At 37.5% G+C, this 20,010-nt stretch carries 23 protein-coding genes, 1 tRNA gene and 3 riboswitches; of the genes, 8 read left to right on the plus strand and 16 right to left on the minus strand.

Going from position 1 to position 20,010, the window contains the following annotated elements:
• The gene (gene tnpC / locus MKX73_RS17030) at positions 1-1,551 is read left to right on the plus strand and encodes an IS66 family transposase (protein ID WP_340718479.1); all 1,551 of its coding nucleotides are present in this window, start codon (positions 1-3) and stop codon (positions 1,549-1,551) included.
• A 121-nt stretch (positions 1,552-1,672) separates the two neighbouring features.
• Here tnpC and MKX73_RS17035 read toward each other — a convergent pair whose 3' ends face one another.
• The 3 genes from MKX73_RS17035 to MKX73_RS17045 all read right to left on the minus strand — a co-directional run bounded on the left by MKX73_RS17035 (position 1,673) and on the right by MKX73_RS17045 (position 4,809).
• Entirely contained in the window at positions 1,673-2,689 is a 1,017-nt protein-coding gene (locus MKX73_RS17035) for a serine hydrolase domain-containing protein (protein ID WP_340718480.1), read from the minus strand.
• A 151-nt stretch (positions 2,690-2,840) separates the two neighbouring features.
• Positions 2,841-3,218 (minus strand): iron chaperone, encoded by a 378-nt coding sequence (locus MKX73_RS17040; RefSeq protein ID WP_340718481.1) that lies wholly within the window; start codon positions 3,216-3,218, stop codon positions 2,841-2,843.
• A gap of 100 nt (positions 3,219-3,318) precedes the next feature.
• Complete coding sequence (locus MKX73_RS17045; RefSeq protein ID WP_340718482.1) at positions 3,319-4,809, minus strand: S-layer homology domain-containing protein; 1,491 nt, start codon at positions 4,807-4,809, stop codon at positions 3,319-3,321.
• Between the two features lie 257 nt (positions 4,810-5,066).
• Here MKX73_RS17045 and MKX73_RS17050 point away from each other — a divergent pair, with 257 nt between their 5' ends.
• Positions 5,067-5,750 carry a glyoxalase gene (locus tag MKX73_RS17050; RefSeq protein WP_340718483.1) on the plus strand — a complete coding sequence of 228 codons (684 nt, stop codon included), beginning with the start codon at positions 5,067-5,069 and terminating at the stop codon, positions 5,748-5,750.
• Positions 5,751-5,830: 80 nt separating this feature from the next.
• Here MKX73_RS17050 and MKX73_RS17055 read toward each other — a convergent pair whose 3' ends face one another.
• From MKX73_RS17055 to MKX73_RS17075, 5 genes are all read right to left on the minus strand, one after another.
• A complete protein-coding gene (locus MKX73_RS17055) occupies positions 5,831-6,049 on the minus strand; it encodes a hypothetical protein (RefSeq protein WP_340718484.1) in 219 nt (72 codons plus the stop codon).
• Positions 6,050-6,128: 79 nt separating this feature from the next.
• Positions 6,129-6,653 (minus strand): hypothetical protein, encoded by a 525-nt coding sequence (locus tag MKX73_RS17060; protein ID WP_340718485.1) that lies wholly within the window; start codon positions 6,651-6,653, stop codon positions 6,129-6,131.
• 167 nt (positions 6,654-6,820) lie between these two features.
• A complete protein-coding gene (locus MKX73_RS17065; RefSeq protein ID WP_340718486.1) occupies positions 6,821-7,012 on the minus strand; it encodes a DUF6366 family protein in 192 nt (63 codons plus the stop codon).
• Between the two features lie 148 nt (positions 7,013-7,160).
• The gene (locus MKX73_RS17070; RefSeq protein ID WP_340718487.1) at positions 7,161-7,946 is read right to left on the minus strand and encodes a GNAT family N-acetyltransferase; all 786 of its coding nucleotides are present in this window, start codon (positions 7,944-7,946) and stop codon (positions 7,161-7,163) included.
• A gap of 89 nt (positions 7,947-8,035) precedes the next feature.
• The gene (locus tag MKX73_RS17075) at positions 8,036-9,298 is read right to left on the minus strand and encodes a M48 family metallopeptidase (protein ID WP_340718488.1); all 1,263 of its coding nucleotides are present in this window, start codon (positions 9,296-9,298) and stop codon (positions 8,036-8,038) included.
• Between the two features lie 160 nt (positions 9,299-9,458).
• Here MKX73_RS17075 and MKX73_RS17080 point away from each other — a divergent pair, with 160 nt between their 5' ends.
• On the plus strand, positions 9,459-9,680 hold the full coding sequence (locus MKX73_RS17080) for a hypothetical protein (protein ID WP_340718489.1): 222 nt from the start codon (positions 9,459-9,461) through the stop codon (positions 9,678-9,680).
• Positions 9,681-9,803: 123 nt separating this feature from the next.
• Positions 9,804-9,876 (plus strand) — tRNA-Val (locus MKX73_RS17085).
• Between the two features lie 524 nt (positions 9,877-10,400).
• On the opposite strand, the gene MKX73_RS17090 is transcribed toward MKX73_RS17085, so the two are convergent.
• From MKX73_RS17090 to MKX73_RS17105, 4 genes are all read right to left on the minus strand, one after another.
• Positions 10,401-10,946: a VUT family protein gene (locus MKX73_RS17090; RefSeq protein ID WP_079528775.1), complete on the minus strand. Its 546-nt coding sequence runs from the start codon at positions 10,944-10,946 to the stop codon at positions 10,401-10,403.
• A gap of 12 nt (positions 10,947-10,958) precedes the next feature.
• Complete coding sequence (gene queC / locus MKX73_RS17095; RefSeq protein WP_340718490.1) at positions 10,959-11,612, minus strand: 7-cyano-7-deazaguanine synthase QueC; 654 nt, start codon at positions 11,610-11,612, stop codon at positions 10,959-10,961.
• Positions 11,613-11,729: 117 nt separating this feature from the next.
• On the minus strand, positions 11,730-12,230 hold the full coding sequence (gene queF / locus MKX73_RS17100; protein ID WP_340718491.1) for a preQ(1) synthase: 501 nt from the start codon (positions 12,228-12,230) through the stop codon (positions 11,730-11,732).
• A gap of 122 nt (positions 12,231-12,352) precedes the next feature.
• Positions 12,353-12,399: riboswitch (PreQ1 riboswitch) on the minus strand.
• Between the two features lie 141 nt (positions 12,400-12,540).
• Positions 12,541-13,302: a 3-oxoacyl-ACP reductase gene (locus MKX73_RS17105; protein ID WP_340718927.1), complete on the minus strand. Its 762-nt coding sequence runs from the start codon at positions 13,300-13,302 to the stop codon at positions 12,541-12,543.
• Between the two features lie 158 nt (positions 13,303-13,460).
• Positions 13,461-13,559, minus strand: a riboswitch (TPP riboswitch).
• Positions 13,560-13,616: 57 nt separating this feature from the next.
• Positions 13,617-13,714, minus strand: a riboswitch (TPP riboswitch).
• 299 nt (positions 13,715-14,013) lie between these two features.
• Between MKX73_RS17105 and MKX73_RS17110 the strand changes: the two genes are divergently transcribed.
• Positions 14,014-14,703, plus strand: a complete 690-nt coding sequence (locus MKX73_RS17110; RefSeq protein WP_340718492.1) for a Dph6-related ATP pyrophosphatase — start codon at positions 14,014-14,016, stop codon at positions 14,701-14,703.
• Between the two features lie 348 nt (positions 14,704-15,051).
• Here the strand turns inward: MKX73_RS17110 and MKX73_RS17115 are convergent, their stop codons facing one another.
• Positions 15,052-15,552 (minus strand): hypothetical protein, encoded by a 501-nt coding sequence (locus tag MKX73_RS17115; protein ID WP_340718493.1) that lies wholly within the window; start codon positions 15,550-15,552, stop codon positions 15,052-15,054.
• Positions 15,549-15,791 carry a hypothetical protein gene (locus MKX73_RS17120; protein ID WP_340718494.1) on the minus strand — a complete coding sequence of 81 codons (243 nt, stop codon included), beginning with the start codon at positions 15,789-15,791 and terminating at the stop codon, positions 15,549-15,551. The genes MKX73_RS17115 and MKX73_RS17120 overlap by 4 nt, the downstream gene beginning before the upstream one ends.
• Positions 15,792-16,141: 350 nt before the next feature.
• Here MKX73_RS17120 and MKX73_RS17125 point away from each other — a divergent pair, with 350 nt between their 5' ends.
• The 3 genes from MKX73_RS17125 to MKX73_RS17135 all read left to right on the plus strand — a co-directional run bounded on the left by MKX73_RS17125 (position 16,142) and on the right by MKX73_RS17135 (position 17,587).
• Positions 16,142-16,384 carry a hypothetical protein gene (locus tag MKX73_RS17125; RefSeq protein ID WP_340718495.1) on the plus strand — a complete coding sequence of 81 codons (243 nt, stop codon included), beginning with the start codon at positions 16,142-16,144 and terminating at the stop codon, positions 16,382-16,384.
• A gap of 172 nt (positions 16,385-16,556) precedes the next feature.
• Positions 16,557-16,997: a hypothetical protein gene (locus tag MKX73_RS17130; RefSeq protein ID WP_340718496.1), complete on the plus strand. Its 441-nt coding sequence runs from the start codon at positions 16,557-16,559 to the stop codon at positions 16,995-16,997.
• 170 nt (positions 16,998-17,167) lie between these two features.
• The gene (locus tag MKX73_RS17135; protein ID WP_340718497.1) at positions 17,168-17,587 is read left to right on the plus strand and encodes an RDD family protein; all 420 of its coding nucleotides are present in this window, start codon (positions 17,168-17,170) and stop codon (positions 17,585-17,587) included.
• A gap of 119 nt (positions 17,588-17,706) precedes the next feature.
• On the opposite strand, the gene MKX73_RS17140 is transcribed toward MKX73_RS17135, so the two are convergent.
• Positions 17,707-19,061, minus strand: a protein-coding gene (locus MKX73_RS17140; protein ID WP_340718498.1) for an IS3 family transposase whose coding sequence is annotated in 2 segments (ribosomal slippage) — positions 17,707-18,608 and positions 18,608-19,061 — 1,356 coding nt in all. Because the reading frame shifts where the segments join, the coding sequence is not laid out codon by codon here.
• Positions 19,062-19,402: 341 nt separating this feature from the next.
• A complete protein-coding gene (locus MKX73_RS17145; RefSeq protein ID WP_340718499.1) occupies positions 19,403-19,972 on the minus strand; it encodes a nucleotidyltransferase domain-containing protein in 570 nt (189 codons plus the stop codon).
• Positions 19,973-20,010 lie beyond the last annotated feature (38 nt).

Below are 20,010 nucleotides of genomic sequence, written 5' to 3' on the forward strand. Positions count from 1 at the left end.
TTGACGCTTGTTAAACAGAAGCAAGAAGAACAAAACGAACGTATTATACGATTACTTGAAGAACAGTTAGCTCAGTCAAATCGACAAATAGAAGCGTTGACGGAACAAGTTCGTCAATTAACGAAAGCCTTATACGGCTCTAAGTCAGAGAAATCCAAATATCAAGCACCAGACGGACAGGGCTCTTTATTTGAAGAAGATCCGTCTTTTAACGAACCTGAGCAGACAGAAGAACAAAGCACGGAAACGGTTAGTTATACCGTTACTCGTAAAAAGACAAATAAAAAACGAAATGATTCGTTTCGTGAGGATATTGAAGTTGAGGAAATTCATCATCATCCAGCTAATTTAGCTTGTGATTGTTGTCTCGGTGAAATGGTAGAATTCAGTTCAACGATGGTACGTGAAGAAGCGAAATTTATTCCAGCTACGTTGAAACGTGTACAACATTTTGAACATGCTTATGAGTGCAAAGCGTGTAAAAAAGATGCCCTACAAAAAGCACAAATCAAACGTGGTAAAGCACCACAAGGCGCTATCCAAAGAAGCATTGCCGGACCCACTGTTTTAGCAAAACTTATCTATGATAAGTTTATCCAGTACTTGCCTCTTTACCGTCAGGTAAATGAATGGGAGCGACATGGCCTACATACCAACGATAAGAATTTATCCAATTGGGTAATACGCGTAGCAGAAGATTGGCTTCAACCGCTTTATGTTTTGATGAAGCAACTATTGACGGCGAAATCTGTGCTGCATGTGGATGAAACGTATGCACAAATACTCAAACGTTCAGATGGGAAATCCGCTCAATCGAACGCCTATAACTGGGTATGTCGTAGTGTACAAAGTGAAGGTCCTATTATCGTTTTATTTAAGAGCGCTCTCTCACGAGGGCGAGCTATATTAGAAAATTTAATTGCAGGGTTCAAAGGGACTGTGATTTGTGATGGCTATTCGGCTTATGGTCAATTGCCTAATGTTCAGTTCGCTAACTGTTGGGCGCACGTACGACGTTATTGGCTGAAAGCTGATAGTAAAAACGGGCGAATAGGTGTTGAATATTGCGATCGTTTATTTCACATCGAGCGTAAAATCAAACACCTTTTACCGGAAGAACGTGTGCGAGTTCGTCAACAAGAAGCAAAGCCCATCGTAGCTGAATTTTTCGATTGGATTGACCGTTCTCCTTTCTTTGGTAAAAACGCAATTGCGAAAGCAGCGGACTACACATTGAGCCGAGCAGATGAGTTAAAAGTCTTTCTTGATAACGGTCACATCGCAATTGACAATAATCCCGCTGAAAATGCGATTCGTCCAAATGTTATTGGCCGTAAAAATTGGCTTTTCTCTGTGAGCGAAGCGGGTGCCAATGCGAATGCCATCTGTTTAAGCTTGGCTGAAACGGCCAAAGCAAACGGGATTGATTTTTATCAGTATCTGGTGAAGCTGATGACGGAATTACCAAATTTACCATTTCATCAGCAACCTGAGATTTTACATAACTACATGCCTTGGTCAGAAAATATTCAAGCCACATGTGCAAAATAGCCAACTATCTGAAAAAAATTTAGGATAGTTGGCCATTTGTCGTGCGTACCGTAAAGGTGCGCTATTTTTTATATTTCGGGCTTACATAAAAACCAACTAGCCTCAGCTAGCTGGCTCCATACTAAGCATTTTCAATTTCCTTAAAAACGTTAAATGCGCCTTCACTTTTATTCGAACAGACGACACTAACCAGACCACTCTCCGGATAAAATGCCGAGTGGAAGCTCACCCCAGGATCGTAGCCCATCACATGGTATTTCGAGATACAATCTTCCTTCTTATCAATCCACACACCGTAGCCGTAAAACCGGTCAAAATCTTCATCCGTATGAATATATGGCGTTAATAATTGCTGCGTCATCGCTTCGCCTAAAAGTTCAAACTTCATCAATGCTTGCCAGAAACGATGCATATCTTCCACAGTGACAAAAGCGCCCCCGTCCGCCCCGCCTTTTACGGGAACAGAGTAAATATTCGTTTTCCATGAGCCATCTTCCTTTTCAATATAGCCGAGCGCCGTATTTGAAGGCAATGCATCGAGTTCAAAGTACCCTGAGTGCTCCATCCCTGCACGATTGAATATTTTTTCCGTCATATACTCGTCAAAGTGCTTGCCGCTTACCTGCTCGACGACAAGACCGAGCAGTATATAGCCGGCATTATTATAATGAAAGCGCTCGCCGACTGCCAACTTCATTGGTTCATGCTGGAACAGCGGCAAAAAATCACGACCGTTTCGCATTAAATACATCGGCTGATTCACCCATAAATCTGCAAAATCCTCCATTACTTCCTCGTCAAAGTAATCCGGTATTCCCGCGGTATGTGTCAGGAGGTGGTGGATCGTGATTTCTTCATCGAATCGAGTAAACGGAATATCCAAAATTTCGGATAACTTCGATTCAAATGAAAGCTGCCCCTTCTCTACAAGCTGGCAAATCGCTACTGCTGTAAAGATTTTGCAACCGGAAGCAATTCCGAATCGTGTTTCTACATTATTCAAAATCCAATCTGCACGATTTGCATAACCACTACTCTGTTGCTGTAATACATCATTATTTCGTTTAACCAAAACTGTCCCTGAAAAATCAACTTCATCCATAACTGCTGTTACTTTGTTTAGCATCGTCATTTTCATCTTACTTCCCTTCAAATTTGAATGATTTCAGATAAAAACTGGTTAACTTTTATTTCCCGAATGAGATTTTCGGAATAACAAAACTTGGCAATTTCATTCTAACATAAACACCAACAAATAAAAAAGGACCGCGTAGAGCAGTCCCCCTTCTTTAACAATCCGTATCTTCCCCGGCCCGCCACATATCGATAGTTTTATGAATAAAGTCTCGCAGTCCCGTCTCTTCCATGTTGATCGTCTTCTTAATCCGGATACATCCTTTGCCATAGTTATAGCCCGTCAAGAGCGCCTCTGCATTTTCAATTTTTTCGATCGTGCCAACATAGAGGCTGACATAATGTTTTTGCGCGTTCAATGCGAAAATATAATGTTCATCCTTACCGAAATTCAGCATCTTATAGCGGATCGATTCTCCAAATTCAGGCGCATAGGATAAAATCATTTGCCGGATTGCAAGAAGCTTCTCTTTGCGCCAGTCGTCTTCGAGCATTTCCAAATATTGTCCGGCATCTTTTGCATCATATTGCATAAGCAGAACCCCCTGTATTTTCCATTTCCCTATTAGTTTACATAAAATTCTTATTGTATGCACAAAAAAGCAGGCAAATACAATACGCCTGCTTGGAAATTTAATGATCCGGCATTAGATTCCGGTTAATCGTTACATTTACAATGGACCCGATTTGGCCAACATTTACAGTTATTCCTAACCATACATTCATGAAACATTCGTTTTCGCTAAAGAATTCTCGATCAGTGACCGTCTTCTCGAAATCAACTGAGATATAACCCCTTTTCTCACCAGTCGCTTTAGCACGGAACACATTCGTCCCTGGATCTCTTGTTACAGTTGCTATTTGCTCCGCATCTTTTGTTCGGATGATATGTTTTCCAATATCGAAATTCTTATCGAGCTCGAATACCGTTTCCCTCTGTTCTTTTATCGTCTGAATATCATAGTAAATGCTGGATTTGTTCGGTTTTGCATCAATTCCGTAGCGCACCACTTTTCCCCCGGCAAAACGGACTGTCGCGATATACTGACCGGGTTTGTCGATGACAATACAGCCACCCTTCGTAGCGCATTGTTCGAACTCTACACTATCTGAAAGCTTCTCACCGTCCATTGTCTCAAGGGATATGTTCTGAACAGGTTCGCTTATCGGTTCAGTCATTGAATTTTCGTAAAACCATAACGTCGCTACGGTAGGCAATGAATCTTCAGTTTGCTCGAGCGACAGTTCCAATTCACCATTTTCCTTTTTCATATGGATATAATACTTTTTATAAAGTTCACTTCCGTCTTTCACTCCGGATACAACAAGTGTACTTGTTCCTTCTTTTAAAGGAATAAGCTGAATCTGATCACCGGAATAGCCTGTCGGCAAATATTTTCCTTGCACTAATAACCCTTCAAAGAAATCCGAATCGATCGCATCTGCTTCAATTCTTCTAATCTGGTCAAATCCAAGTTCATTTGCTTCCAGCGTAACCATTTTTGGCTTTGAATCTTCCGTTGCTTTCAACATTTTGGCTGCCTGGCCTCTTGTAATAAAAGCATTGGGGCTGAATGTATCAGGTGTCGTACCTGACGTGATTCCCAGCTTGTAAATAATGAAAATATTTAAACCATGTGAAGAATAGTTAACATCTTTGAAAGGTATTTCACCACTATTGTAATTATAGCGTGGTAAATCAAACGCTTTTACAAGAATCGAAGCCATCTGTCCGCGTTTGATCGGATCATTCGGACCGTAACGGCCATCTCCGTAGCCGCTAATAATTCCATTTTCCGCCAATGCGGCAATTGCTTTGTAATAACCGTTTGCTGTCGAGACGTCTTTAAATTTCGGGTTTTTCACATTGGTCGTGTCCAATTTAACCATTTTTGCAATAATTGCCGCTGCTTGTCCTCTAGTTATGGAGTTGCCGGGTTTGAATGTACCATCCGGGTAGCCTCCTAAAATATTGCGCTCTGCCAAATCATAGACTGCTTCGGCAAAATACTTTGAAGCTGGCACATATGAAAATTGCTTAGTACTTGCAGCAGATGCTTCCGTTAAAGGCAAGATACACGCGAATATGAGCGCACCGAATGCGGCCAAAATTTTCTTTTTCATTTACTAGCTCCCTTTCTTTTTTCATTGGAATCTTTATATTAGAAAACCTTTCTCATCCTCTATTATTTTACATTATTATCTCGAATTAGCCAGATTTGCAGAAAAAAATAATACTTTATATGTATGTAATCAAAGGAAATTTAGCAAATGGTGGTTGAAAACCCTTAAACTGTTCGAAATTCAGTCTATTTAACGATTCGAATTTGACGAATACATGGTAACTTTAAAATTATCACAAACGGGGAGAAGGAAAATGTATGAATATTAAACATGTTACGATGTACGCTTCAAACTTTGGTGCAACAAAACAATTTTATTTGGCTAAGCTGCAATTCCCTCTACTATCAGAAGAAGCAGACCGCTTTACAATGAATGTTGGGGAAACGGCAGTCACGTTCATTAAGGCTCATTTAAACGAAAAGCCATTCTACCATTTTGCTTTTGATATCCCTTCAAATCAATTTGAAGAAGCGAAAGCATGGACAAAAGGAAAAGTAACATTATCGCAAGAACAAGGTGAAGATGATGTTTACTTTGAAGGGATTGACGCGAAATCCATCTACTTTGAGGACCCTGCAGGAAATATAGTAGAATTTATTTGCCGCCTATCAGATGCTGGACATAGTGCGGTACCGTTTACCGCTTCCTCTCTTCAAAAGGTGTCGGAGATGAGTATTGTCGTAAAGGATAAATTGAAATCCGTACCGACGTTTCATGAAGTATCGATTTTTGAACGGGACCATAATGAAATTTCGGCACAAGGGTTAACATTTATGGGAGCACGTGAAGATGCATCCTACCTTTTATTCGTAAATGAGGGCCGTACATGGTTCTTCTCAAGTAAGAATGCTGAAGTTTTCCCTTTAGAGGTTTTATTAGCGGATGGCGTAATGTTGAAAATTGATGAAGATCTGCAATTGGTCAGTTCGAAGCAATATTAAAGATTCCAACCATAACTAAAACGAGCTTGTTCCTACAAGCTCGTTTGTGCAATATGTATTACCGAAATGCTCATCATTAATCAAATGTTATCATTTTTCTTTTGGTGCATCAGTTGGATTAACTGATCGATTTTTTCATTTTTTTCCTGATCTAATTTCTGTTTCATTTCCATAAATTTTATCGCTTTCACAATAAAATAGATTACAAAAATAATGATCATTAAGTTAATTAAAATTGGTAACAACCCGAATAACGCAACCACGCCAACACCACCGCCATTATACAACATTTCCATCAATTCATCACTCCATCTCGATAGATTCTACTATTGTATCATTAAGTGTTCCGGAATTTTAAGTCTTATTGGGTGGGCTGCGCTAATTTTTCTCCTGTTCAATAAACAACACATTGTTTTGTCTGGCTATTTTATAGATTTCGCTTTTATCCTCATATAGGAAGTGGCCGTTTAATGGTATCCGAATGGAATTGCCGTCATTTGCTTTAAAGTTGTATGCTTCATATCTGCCGGTATCATCCTGGTAGTACTCAAGCGCAACTTCTTTAATTTCAGTCCATTGGAACGATTTCCCGTCAAATAAATTATGCGACACAACTCTTTCTTTTCCAATATATGTATAACTCAAAACCGATAAATAAAAAACAAAGATAGCCCCCGCAATAAAAGCAACTAACAGGCTATAAGTGAATTTGTTTTGTCTGATTAACGGGATGATGAATCCGACAAATAATAACAGACTTGCCACGAGTACCAGGGTGAAATTTAAACGATGCGGAAAAAGGACGATTGCTGATGGATCATATAAAAATGTTTGGACATAGAAAACAGGAAAAATTAGTCTGACAAAAGGCAAACTGATCAGTGTGAGTCCTGCAAGTACCATTAAAACCAGCCGAGGCGAGTAATTAATTGAAATGGTAAATCCCCCTTTTTAGAAATCGTATTATTCAATGTATAAGGTAATTTTACCAAAGCAATTCTCCTGTACGCGTTTATATGCCTAAAAGAATATTTTTGTAAGTTATGTGCACTATTAATTAATCAAACCGTCTAGTTGAAAAATGCTAAATAAATTACAATGGCGATGATGATTATAAGAAAAAGGATGCCTGTACCTTTCCACCCTAAATCCCCGATCAGATCTTGAAGGCCTCCTCCATGCATCGCCGCCGGGTTTCCCTTTAATTCTTGCTGCCTTAATCTTTCTCTTTTAGCTTCCGGTGTTTCTTGATCTTTGTTCAATATAAATTCCTCCTTTTACTACACTTTTTTACACAATATCCAGTATTACTTTGGGTGTATCAAATTCAACTGCTGTTAATAAAAATTAAGCGCTAATCCTTTTTAAGAGTAGCGCTTAACTTGATGAAAATATTTAGATCACACTATCCTAATCTGCCACTGGAATACTGGGTGATTGGCAACCATACGAGTAAGCTAGACAACTGAAACCTGCCTTTTCAAGGATCGGTCTGCTCATTGGACTGGCATCTACCGTCAGGAAGGAATACCCTTTCTCATAAGCTTTTTGTGCACGAACGGCCAATAGTTTTGAATAATAACCATTGCCCCGGTATTGCGGAAGCGTTGACCCTCCCCATAAGCTAGCAAAGGACGAATTATTCTCCAAGTACATCCAAGCAGCGCTTACAAGCCGGCCATCTTCATAAAACCCATAAATATATAACGAGTCCGGATTATCTTGTTTATCTCTCAAAAGTCTTTCCCCAAGCTCTTTATGAGATCCATTCCAGATCGCCTCTTCCAGCACAATAAGGTCCTGGATGCCTTGTTCATCCGTAATTTCCTTCACTGCCTGCAGATCGATATTTATAAGAAAAGGATGACTATCCGTTAATTTCATGACCATAAGTGCTTCTGGATCATCTATCGTAAATCCTTCCTGTTTAAGTATTTCGGTCAAATTATCAGGTTTGTCATAGCTGTACACTTTCCATTCGAAACCTTGCTTGAGGTTACCGAAATAACTTAGCTCATTTCGAATCACGTCCCTTGCCGACCTTTCATTTACATTGGAAGCTAATATAAATCCGTTTTCATTAAATTTCGAAATGTGGCGAACTACATCGTTTGTTTCTTCTCTTATAAATCCTGGTGTTACAGCTTCTTGCCTTAATTCTTTGTGAAAAAGTGCAATCCATTCTTTTTTGACCATAGCCGCGTTCCTTTCAATGCCCCCAAAAATTTATTGCAAAAAATTGAAGCTCTTATATATATAGTAAACTAATTATACATGTTTTTTGGTTAATCCTCATCAACTTCTTCGGCAACTTTATCGATTCTTTCCAACATTGGCGGATGCGTATAGCGGAACCATTTGACAAGTGCAGGCGGATTTACTTCACTAAGACCGGCTTTCGTCAGCTGTTGAAACGATGAAATCGCTGCTTCCGGATTTTCCACCAGCTCGATTGCAAATTCATCTGCACGGATTTCTTGATAACGTGATATCGCATTGGACAATGGGCTGGAGAAGAACAGTAAAAATGATGAAATCAGCAAAAACAACGGCAAAGAATTCAAATTGCCCATTTCTTTAATTTTCAGGATTGGTCCGTAACGGCGAATCATCCAAGGCATGATTTTTGCGATCAGCCATAGTCCAATGAGCGTCATAACTAAATAGACCGCGATGTTAATATAAATATCCTTCAGCAAATAATGACCCATCTCGTGTGCCATGATAAAGAGGATTTCATCATGTGTTAACCGGTTTAAGGTCGTATCCCACAGCACGATCCGGGAGTTGTCGCCGATTCCAGTCACATAGGCATTTAAAGCATTCGTCTTCTCCGACATATTCACTTCAAACACATGGTCAGATGGAATATCGGCCTGCTCAGCAAGAGATAGAATTTTCGTCTCCAGCTCCTTATCTGTTAACGGAGAAAAATCATTGTAGATCGGATCGATGACGACAGGTTGAATAAACATCAGGAAGATTGAAAACGGTACAGTTAAAGCCCATGCATAGAGCCACCATTTTTTAGGACTTTTTCTGATAAGCCAATAGAGAACGGCAATTATGATGACCGACATCCCGAAATCCAGCCAAAAATCAATTATATTTTCCCGCATCCACGAAGAAAAAACTTGCGTACTGATCCCATAGCTTTTGCTGAGCGTATAGCGATAATAGTCCATCGGGAATTGAAGGATGAACAACAGCAGAGACAGAAAGAACAGATACATTGCGGTTCTGAATACAGACCATTTAAATTGTTCAGCACTCCATTTCTCGAACAAACGTGAAATTCCCGTAATTAAAATAACGAAGTAAAGCAGCCATTCCAAAGGAGTTGTAATAAAGAACAGGAAATTTCTTACTTTCGATAATTCTTCACTTAATAACAGCTCCTGTGTTGTAAGAAAAGTGCTTGGATCTGCAGCCGTTCCTTGAAGAGCGGCTGGAATCCCGCTATTTTGTCCATGGAAAAAATACAAATACATTGCAACAACATACAGTCCAAATGCAAAGAACGCCATTAAACCCCATTTTTTTGTCATTCCTTCTACACCTCAATTCATTCGTTACCATATCCTATTACTGAAATGCGGAAATCATTTCTACTATGGTGGTCAATCTAATTTTTTGAAGGTTCTATAGATCATGGAATCTTCATAAATTGACACAATCTAAAATTGAATTAATAAGGAGCGCTTATTCATGCTGTTTGCTGTTCATTATTTGGAAAATAATATGCCTGTCCTGAGTCAGTGTTTAGAACGGATTCCTGAAGTAGATGAGGATTTAAAAATAAAAGGTCGTAAAGGAAAGGTCGTAAATGTCGTTCAAATCGAAGAAAGTAAATATCACGTCCATGTCGCCCTGGAAAAAATAAATAAAAAACAAGCTCTATTAAAAGACGATAAAAAGAAAAGACGTTGATCTATGGGGAAATTGCAGGTTTCTCTAAAAGTAAAGTAAAAATATAACAGTTTTCTATATACCGCTCCCACTGTGGATGCTATAATAACAGGTAAGAACATTGTTATAGGTGTTTCTTATCGCGGTCTTGTAGCTCAGCTGGGAGAGCACCACCTCGACAAGGTGGGGGTCGCTGGTTCGAGACCAGTCGGGACCATTATTTTAAGTGCCCGTAAACGTTGGTATATCAATGTTTGCTGGCTTTTTCTTTTTTGAAGACTTTCTATCTTACTCCTTAACTTTTGGATTTGTCCGCAATTTGTCCGCAGGATTTTTCCCCATTATTTAGTGTTACTTTGGATAGCGTTGTGAAAAATATCTGCAATGTCATTATCTGCATTCGGCAATAGGTGTGCATAGAATTCCAATGTGATTTTAGGGTTGGCGTGACCTAACCGCTTTGAAATTTTAACGCTATCTACACCTTCTGATAAGGTTAAGTAGTGTCTTTCACCTGTGATAATGACGTGCAGTAATATTCTTCCAAAAAATCTCAAAAGAAGATGTCGCAGAAACAATATTGCAACCATTAAGTCTTACCGTTAGCATATAACAAAAGAGCTTAAAGAACATGAATAATTCGTGTTCTTTAAGCTTTTTCAAAACCTTATTTACTTATGGGACGGTTCAGCTTAACTAATGTAAGTGCGGTAAAAATACTTAAGCATATTATTACATTAATCAGGCGGACATTTTAGAGAGACGCTTTTCTTTATAAACTAAACCTTGCGCTAAAAAAGCCGCGCCAATCATTTGCATGACTATTTTTACAATCACTTGACCCACTATAGCTGCAGGGACGGCTACCCAAGGGATAAAGCCTGCACCCATTGGACTTAAGCCGACAACGACAAAAATAACTGAGTCTAACAAGCCGCCTACAATTCCACTATAAAACACACGCCACGCCATCGGTAATTTTAAACGTGTATAAATTTCTGTATCTGTCGTTTCAGCTACTAAAAATGACAAGGCGGAAGCTGCGACGATGACTAATGTATCTCCTAATGAATAAGACACCACCGCTGATAAGACTAACGCTAGGAAAATAAAGAGGTATGTCTTTTTGCGGCCATATTTATTTTGAACAAGGTCTCGGAAAATAAATGTCGCCCCAATAAAGAAGGAGCCCATCGGTACAAGAAACATCCCGAATTCAAGTGGCATAAATCTCGCGGTTACGACATTTGCTGTAACAATTGATACTAAATAAAGTAAAACTCTTATCATAAAATCCTCCTATTTTAACGATTGTTCATAAGCTTCCATTCCTTGCAGACGAAGCTTACATGCTGGGCACTCCCCGCATCCATCCGCAATTATTCCGTTATAGCATGTCAATGTTTTGTGACGTACAAAATCAAACGCACCTAGCTGATCTGCTAAAGCCCATGTCTCGGCTTTATTAATCCACATGAGTGGCGTATGAATAACAAATGATGTGTCCATCGATAAATTTAATGTGACATTTAGGGATTTCACAAAGGCATCGCGACAATCTGGATAGCCACTAAAATCGGTTTCACATACACCTGTCACAATATGCTTCGCGCCAATTTGGCTTGCTAAAATTCCTGCGAAAGATAAAAAAACTAAATTACGACCTGGCACAAACGTAGAGGGGAGCTCGCCTGCCACGCCTTCTTGTATTTCGATATCGTCACGCGTCAAAGCATTCGGTGCTAACTGATTTAAGAGCGACATATTTAAAATATGATGTCGTACGTTCAACTCCTGTGCAATCTGTTTCGCACACTCAATCTCGAGTGCATGCCGTTGTCCATAATCAAAAGTAACGACTTCAACCTCTTTAAAGTTTTTTAAAGCCCAAAACAAACACGTTGTACTATCTTGCCCGCCACTAAATACAACAACGGCTTTCTCATGTTTCATTCTTTTTCTCCTCTTTCTTAAACCAAAAACAGCACTAAGAGGCAGTACTGGTTGATCTTAGTTTTTTATAGAGGGTTGTTAATAACCGCTCTTTGCAAGCAAAGTATTGAGAAAAAATTATCTATTATCAATTTTTTCAGGATATAAATCATGATTCATTAAACGATAGTTTGCTATTTCTTCATATTTCGTACCTGGACGACCGTAGTTGCACCATGGATCGATTGAAATACCTCCACGTGGCGTAAACTTGCCCCATACTTCAAAATAGCGGGGATCTAAAAGTTTAATTAAATCATTCATAATAATATTTACACAATCTTCGTGGAAATCACCGTGGTTGCGGAAACTAAATAAATACAATTTCAGCGACTTACTCTCCACAATTTTTTTATCGGGAATGTATGAAATATACATCGTTGCAAAATCCGGTTGCTGTGTAATCGGACAAAGACTTGTAAACTCTGGGCAGTTAAACTTCACAAAATAATCACGGTCTACATGTAAATTGTCTACAGACTCTAATACTTCTGGTGCATAAGCAAATGTGTACTTTACATTTTGATTTCCTAATAATGTTAAATCCTCTAATCCTTCTGTTTGGTGACGACCAGACATAAAAAAACCTCCTTAAGTTAATACCGGAGTATTCCAAGGAGGGCGAACTATAACATCTCTAATCAAACTATTGGAGGCATAAAAAAAAGCCACATCCAATATGGACATGGCGTAATATACATGTATCCATAGTTTTTTATAGAGGGTATCAGCTATGAACCTCTCCTGAACAACTCAGGTATTTCAATAATTTAAATTGTAGTATATATAGTTCATACTGTAAATCAATATTTTCAAAAATTATGCTTTTCTCTACATCCCAGTATGCCTATCAGTAGGATTCATCTTAAAGAGAGATACAAGTTTGCTCTTAATCCATTACAAGACCGCCATCAACGACTAAATTCTGCCCAGTGATGGCACTTCCCCAAGGAGATGCAAAGAATAATGCCACTTCCGCTAATTCTTTTGGTGTTGTCACTCTTTGTAAAGGGGTTGTGGTTTCAATCAATTGAAATACTTCTGCTGTTGTCACTTTACTTGCATCCGTTTGTTTTAAAAGTCCACCAGACATCATATTGACTGTAACGCCATACTCCCCTAACTCTTTCGCCATGTTACGTGTAAATCCGAGCAATGCTGCTTTAGCTGTTGTGTATTCATGATAAGCTACTACCGGATGCTGAAATAAGTTTGTCCCAATATTAATAATACGACCAAATTCTAGTTCTTTCATATCCTCAATGCATGCTTGAATACTATTTAAAGCACCCTTTATCGTTCCTTCCAATTGCTTATTGTAATCGGTCCATTGAAGCTCAAACACATTTTTTTGTGTGAGTGGATTAAATTCAAAATCAATCAATGCATTATTGACTATGGTTGTAATCGGGGTATGGAAATATTGCTTTGCCTTTTCAACCATTTGCTGCACTTCTTGTTGATTGCGGATATCTGCTTGTAAAGCGATAACTTGAGAACCCAAACTTTGTGCTAAATTTTGCGCTTTTTCCTCACTCTTATAATAATTCAGTACGACATTAGCTCCCTCTTTGACAAATGCTTTTACGAGTTCTTCTCCAACGCCTCTACTTGCGCCTGTAACTAAAACGGTTTGTTCATGTAATTTCATCATCATTTCCCCCTACTTAATTTTTGTTAGTTGTTTGAATATCCAGACCATTTTCATACTTTCCACAAAACTCCATCCGTTTTCCTCCTCGCTGGACTTAGATGGACGTAAGTGCAAAAAAACGTCTCTATGAATATAGAGACGCCAAAAAAGTGTATACTACACCTATAATTGCTCCCTACGTCAGTATTAACTGTCAGGTTATAAGGGTCAGGTTTTAACCTTCTCAACACGAATGTGTCCCCCTGCAATTAAAGTATTTGCAAAAGAAAAGCTCCACGTAAATTACGCGGAGCCATAGTAAGTACAGAAAAACTAATATGTACTTTGCTCCCTACGTCCGTATTAACGGTCAGGTTCTAAGGGTCAGGTTTTACCTTCTCAACACAGCTGTGTCCCCCTGCAAATGCATTTAATTAGTTTGATTCTATCAAAATGGGTTCAATAAAACAAGTACTCATCAGTTTAAACTGGAAATAGCCCAGTTGCACCTTTACTTGGACGATAAACATTAATTGTTTCCCCTGGATCATGTCGGCTACGATAATTCGCTACCCTTAGCGAACGTATGCAATAATAGCCTATCTGTAAGGTCCAATCGTGATAAAATGAAACAAACAATTTGAGCTATGAAAACTCATGGATGAAATATGATATTGGCAAATAACACGAATTATGAAAAAGACATTCAATAAAAGGGGAAAGATATAAATGGCAGAAGTAAAGGATTGGAAAAATAGTGTACACGGACAAAAATTTGTAGCTTCTTTTAGCGGAGGTAAGGACAGTGCCTTAGCTTTATATAAAGCAATGATGGTTGGAGAAGCGGTTGGACTCATCGTCATGCTGGAGGAAGAAGGAAAACGTTCTAGATCACATGGAATGCCCCCTGAACTCATACATGCCCAAGCTAGTTCTATAGGTTTGCCCGTTTATACTGCAGCTGCAAGTTGGAAAGATTATGAAAAAGTATTTATACGTCTTTTAGAAAATGCTAAAAATCATGGATCCGAAGTGTTAGTAACTGGAGACTTAGATATGCCTGCACATGGCTGTTGGCATGAAAAGGTTACGAAGTATGCCGGATTGAAGCTTGGAATGCCCTTATGGGAAATGAACCATCAAGAAGCTGTTGAAGAGTTCATAAATTTAGGATTTGTTACGATTATTGTAACTGTAAATTTATCACTTGGTATGCGGGAGGACGATTTAGGCCGGATATTAACTCATGAATACGTGAAGGAACTTGAAGCTCGTGGGATTGACCCCTGCGGAGAAGGTGGAGAGTTCCATACTACAGTACTAGATGGGCCCATTTTTAAACATCCTATACCAGTACGTAAATGTGAGATTATTAAGGACGGAGACTATGCTTTTTTACCTTTAGAGCTAGATCAGTAACTTATTAACCTTGATAAAATTGTTTGAAAAATCATCAAAACACGCTTTTTAAATTCCATTTATTTCCCCTTTTCGATTCAATCAAATTGAATGAATTGAGAACGGGATTATTGAAAGTATTCGGGTTTCAAATCAATCAGGCAATGCTATCATTAAAGTTATTTAATTTATAAAGTCACATAAGCATAACCCCGTTCTAAATTTAGGACGGGGTTATAATATAGTTGTTTAATTTTCGATATACGTTACTTCACTGTACCCAAAATATAACAATAAAGTTGTTAAAAATCTAAGTGTTATTCTATAATCGCGCGCAGTTTGTGAAAGAAGTTGTCCACTTTAAATTAATTAAAAACTTGGTAATACAAATAAAATAATTGCTACAAGCAGAGATGAACTTGTCCAAGTTATTAATATTTTTTTCTCTACCTTCATCGAACGATCAACAACGTTATGGACAATTGATAAAACAAAAAGGTTTGTAAAAAAAATAAAGTAATAAGCTACAATAAACATAATCCATGTAAATGAAGTAATTAATTCTTCAAGTGGTGTAGCAAAGAATAAGACAATAAATATCACAAACGAGAGCATCAAACATACTAAAATAACAATAAACATCTTATTCCAAACCTTATGTTGCATAAATCCTTCTTCTTTTTTTGCGTAATTATATATGAGTTGATTACATACAAAAAGTAAGATTGAAATAGCGATGAACATTATCACTTGTTTGAGTGCAACACTTTCTATTGCTACATTCACGTTTTGTAAATAATAATCTGCTATAAAAGCAAAAAGAATTAAGACAAGGATGCAAGTAAACTGTTTGAAAATATAAGACTTCATGATACTTTTACCGATGATTTAGTGGTGCTTTTAACTTTATCTTTCACCTTATTTATACACCCAAAAGCTATTGTTAATGTACTAGCATAAACAGCGTACTTTATGTAGTTTGCCATTTCTAAATTACTTGTTGAATAAACGTTTGGTGTGTGAATGAAAGTTAAAATTACTCCTTGAATTAAATCAGCTATTATAACTGTAATGAGTGCCACAATAAATATACCAATTATTTTTTTCATTTTTCCTCCTCCTTACTATCTCCTACGCAATGGACAAGTAAAAAGTTTCAAATTAAACCTATATTCAACTAATATTACGTTACTTTCCTAATTAACATTTTTCAAAAGTCAATATACGGCAATCTGGCCCTATAATTGAAAAAACACTTTTCTATTCAAGAAAAGCGCCCAGATTGTGGAATAAGGGGGCATCATATTCATGTGGAAATACGATTTTGATTACGGTACTAGACTGTAATTATGTTACCAAACGTCGGTTTGGGAAGGTTTCTATTTTATTTATAAAAACCACCAGAATATTTTGTGATTTAATCCGTAAATGTGATAATAGTATCGAAAGGGGTGAAGGTATGAAAATTGAGATTGAAGTTAAAGCATTTGGAGAAGTTGATGGTAATGGAGATGTTTATAAAGGCACTGAATTAATTCGGTTACATAACCTTCCTAAAGATACAACACTAGGAGAAATTGAAGCTCTATTATCTAAGCAGTTCCAAGAAGTTGAAGAAGGTTACAAAAATCCAGAGCATTTTGTTGGTAAAGTAACAATTCGATTAAAAAAAGAAGATGGGAAAATTGTTTATTTAGGTTAGTATAGGGAGTCTAAATCCCAATTTAATTTAATTGAGGCTTAGACTCCTTATAATCAGGATGTGACCAAACATCGGTTTGGGAAGGTTATACTTCAATTAACGCAGCAGTTTAGTTTAATAAGGAATTATTCAACTGAACAAAGAATCTTATTTATATTAAAGGGGACCTAATATGAAAGATGAACAGCAAAACAAAATAGAAGAATTAGAGGGAAAACTTTATTCTTTAGAGCAAAGTTTAAAACGCCTTGCTATCTTGGTAGAACCTAATAAAAAAAAACCATACTGGCATCTACTTCTTTCACTAGGTATTTTTGAAGAGGATAAAAAGAAACTTGAATATATTATGTTCCATCTATCAAGTCGGTTAGATCAAGAATACGATAGTTTAAGGAAAGATCCCGAATTCCCGCCTGAATTGTTCGAAAAAGATTTACCAACTTTAAATCAAACACTTACAATCATTTCATCTACTTTAAATATTAAATATGAAGAAATTATTCAAGAAATCCTTTTATCTATGTATCAACAAAGTATGTTTAAAAAACTAATTAGTTTTTTATTCCCAGAAGAAGTAAAAATGTTGAAGGAAATAGAGAATGGATCTGAGTAAAATAAGTTACTGTTTGAAGGTAAATTGTGAAAACACTTCTTGAGCAGTGTAACAAATGTTTCAAAATGTGCCCAAACCCCGCTTTGGGGACGTTTTTCTTCAAATAACGAAATAGTAGTTCAACAGGAAAGTGGTATAATTTAGAGTAAACGGAATATTAGGGGGATTAGATGAATTTTAAGAGACCAGCAGGATTTGGTATAAGATTTGTAGCAAGTATTTTAGATTTTTTAATTATTTCGTCAATATTTGGAATCGTATATTACATGATAAACGGTAGTTATTCTATCGAACGGAACGAAGAATTCACTTTTCAAGCATTATATACCTTGTATTTGACCATTACTCCTATTTTGTGGGGTGGATACGTAATCGGCAAGAAAATTTGTAAGGTTAAAATAAAGCGTTTTAACGATGATGAGAACCCTACAATACTCAATATGATTATGAGAGAAATGGTTGGTAAATATATCATTGTACTAGCTACCTTTGGAATATCAGTATTGGTCAGTGGACTTATGGTTATCTTACGAGAAGACAAGAGAGCCATTCATGATTTCATTGGCGGGACTTATGTTAGTAAAGAATAAATTTTTCTCTCACTAACAGATGCTTTAGTACAACAATGATTTATAAAGCATACAACTTCATACAAAATAACGTTCCCAAATCTGAAGTGACCCCCAAAAGTTAGACACGGTTATTTCGCTTAGGCAGCTTGGGTAAAATGAGTTCGGTATTGTACCGGACTCATTTTAAATTTGGCCTTTAGACGTTTCGTGTTGTAATAATGAATATATTTTTCGAGCTCTTCTTTAAAGTGCTCAATACTTTCAAATTCTTTTAAGTAAAGGAATTCTGATTTCATGATGCCAAAGAAATTCTCCATCACCGAGTTGTCGTAACAGTTGCCTTTTCGTGACATGCTTTGCACAATGCCTCTTGATTGGAGCGCATGGCGATATTGCTTCATTTGATAATGCCAGCCTTGATCGGAATGCATGAGTAGCTGGTGGTCTTCTGGCAAACGCTCTAATGCTTTATCTAACATGTCTGAAACAAGAGAGAAAGTAGGTCTAGAGCCGATTGTATAAGTAATAATTTCACCATTAAACATATCTAAAACTGGCGATAAATACAGCTTTTCGCTAAATAATTTAATCTCTGAAATATCCGTTGTCCATTTTTCATTTGGTGCTTCCGCTGTAAATTGGCGGTCTAAAATATTTGGGGCAATTTTCCCCACTGAGCCTTTATACGATTTATATTTTTTCATCCGGACAATACATTTTAGGCCGAGTTCTTTCATGAGGCGCTGTACCTTTTTGTGGTTCACTTTTTGCCCACGATTCGCCAGCTCATCCCGAATACGACGGTAGCCATAACGACCATCATGTTCCTTATAAATGGCTTGAATATCGTCTTTTAATTTCGTGTCTGGATCAGGCAAATCTAATTTCTTTGCGATTTGATAAAACGTACTGCGTGGAATTTCTGCGTACGCTACAAGTGCTTTCACCGAATAAATCTCCCTTAATTCACAAATGACTTTTACTTTGTCTTTCGTGGTGATGCTTCCTTGGCTTGAACTAAGGCATTCAACTTTTTTAAATAGGCATTTTCCATTTCTAACTGTTGGATACGTGCTTGAAGTGCTTCTGTAGAGCCTTCTACTAAATTCTTTTTAAATGATTTCGTTCCTTGTTTTTTCATAGATGGACGCCCCTTTTTCTTTGGCTGAAGGGCATCCTCTCCTAATGTTTCGAATTGTTTTTGCCAATTCCGTATGCATGAACCGGCGCCAATATTGAAAATCGCTGCCGTTTCATAGAAGGACGTACCATGTTCAGTCATATAGTTAAGTACGTCTAGTTTAAACGCTTTTGAATAATTTGTATATCTTCTGACGAACGCTTCTACACCGTTCTTTTGATATTGTTTCGTCAACGTTAGTAAATAACGATGTGAAATTCCAAACTCCGCAGCGACGACTCTGGAGCTTTGCCTGCTCGTTAAATAGCGTTCAACCACTGCTAATTTTTGTTCGGCACTCATTTTAGCCATGAAAAAAACACCTCATTCGTTAGTATTGTGTCTAACAAATGGGGTGCAGTTCAATCAAAGTTTGGGGACACATTAAAAATGCACGAACGTTGTTAAATCAACGTTCCGTGCATTTTTTTATGGAATTAGTTATGCAGCATTTTATACAGATGTTGCAAACCGTTGATGGAACGGTGTTTATACTTGCTATACATGATGACCTTTAATTTGCATAAAAACTTGTATAGCCATTCTTTTATCGGTATAAATTTGCATCTACTCAAACACTCCCCAAGAAAACGTGTTACTCCACAATCGGGCTCGACTGTGGAATAATGATCTATCTGGATAGTTGAAAAATATCAGATTAACAATTGAATCCACTTATGTTCGGGTTCGTGAAGTTCAAGTGCAGACTTGAGCCATTGTCTCTTTCTATCATCAAGATGGTCCTTTACTGTAATAAAATCTTGATGGTCTTTTTCCCTTGTATTCTTCGCCTTATATAAAAGCACTATTTCTGGATTCAGGTATGGGATACCCGTTTCAGAAGAACTCCACACTGAATTTAGTGGTGAGGAAATCCTCAAATCTCTTCTGAATTCCCAATCATTATCTTTTGCTTCATTAAGGAGAATCTCAATTTTATCTCCATTTACCTTATTGGTAGCATGTATTTCGTGAAGAGGCAGCTCTAAAAATTCGTTTCCCCAATTATGAAATTCACTTTTAATTACTTTTTTAAATTCCCATTCTTTTAAATACGCTTTTAAATTCTGTTGGTCCTCTCGAAATATAGCAATCTCGATATCTTTGTGTTCCCTTGTTTCCTCCCCCATATAAAGATCAATCGCCCACCCACCGGCAATAAACCAAGTTTTGTTAAAGTCAGCCATTAAGGTAGTAACATGTTGGCATTGTTCAAATGACATATAAATCCCCCAAATCTAAAATCATTAACTTAAAAGAG

The organism is Solibacillus sp. FSL W7-1436 (assembly GCF_038007305.1).
In the GTDB taxonomy this organism is placed as follows: Bacteria; Bacillota; Bacilli; order Bacillales_A; family Planococcaceae; genus Solibacillus.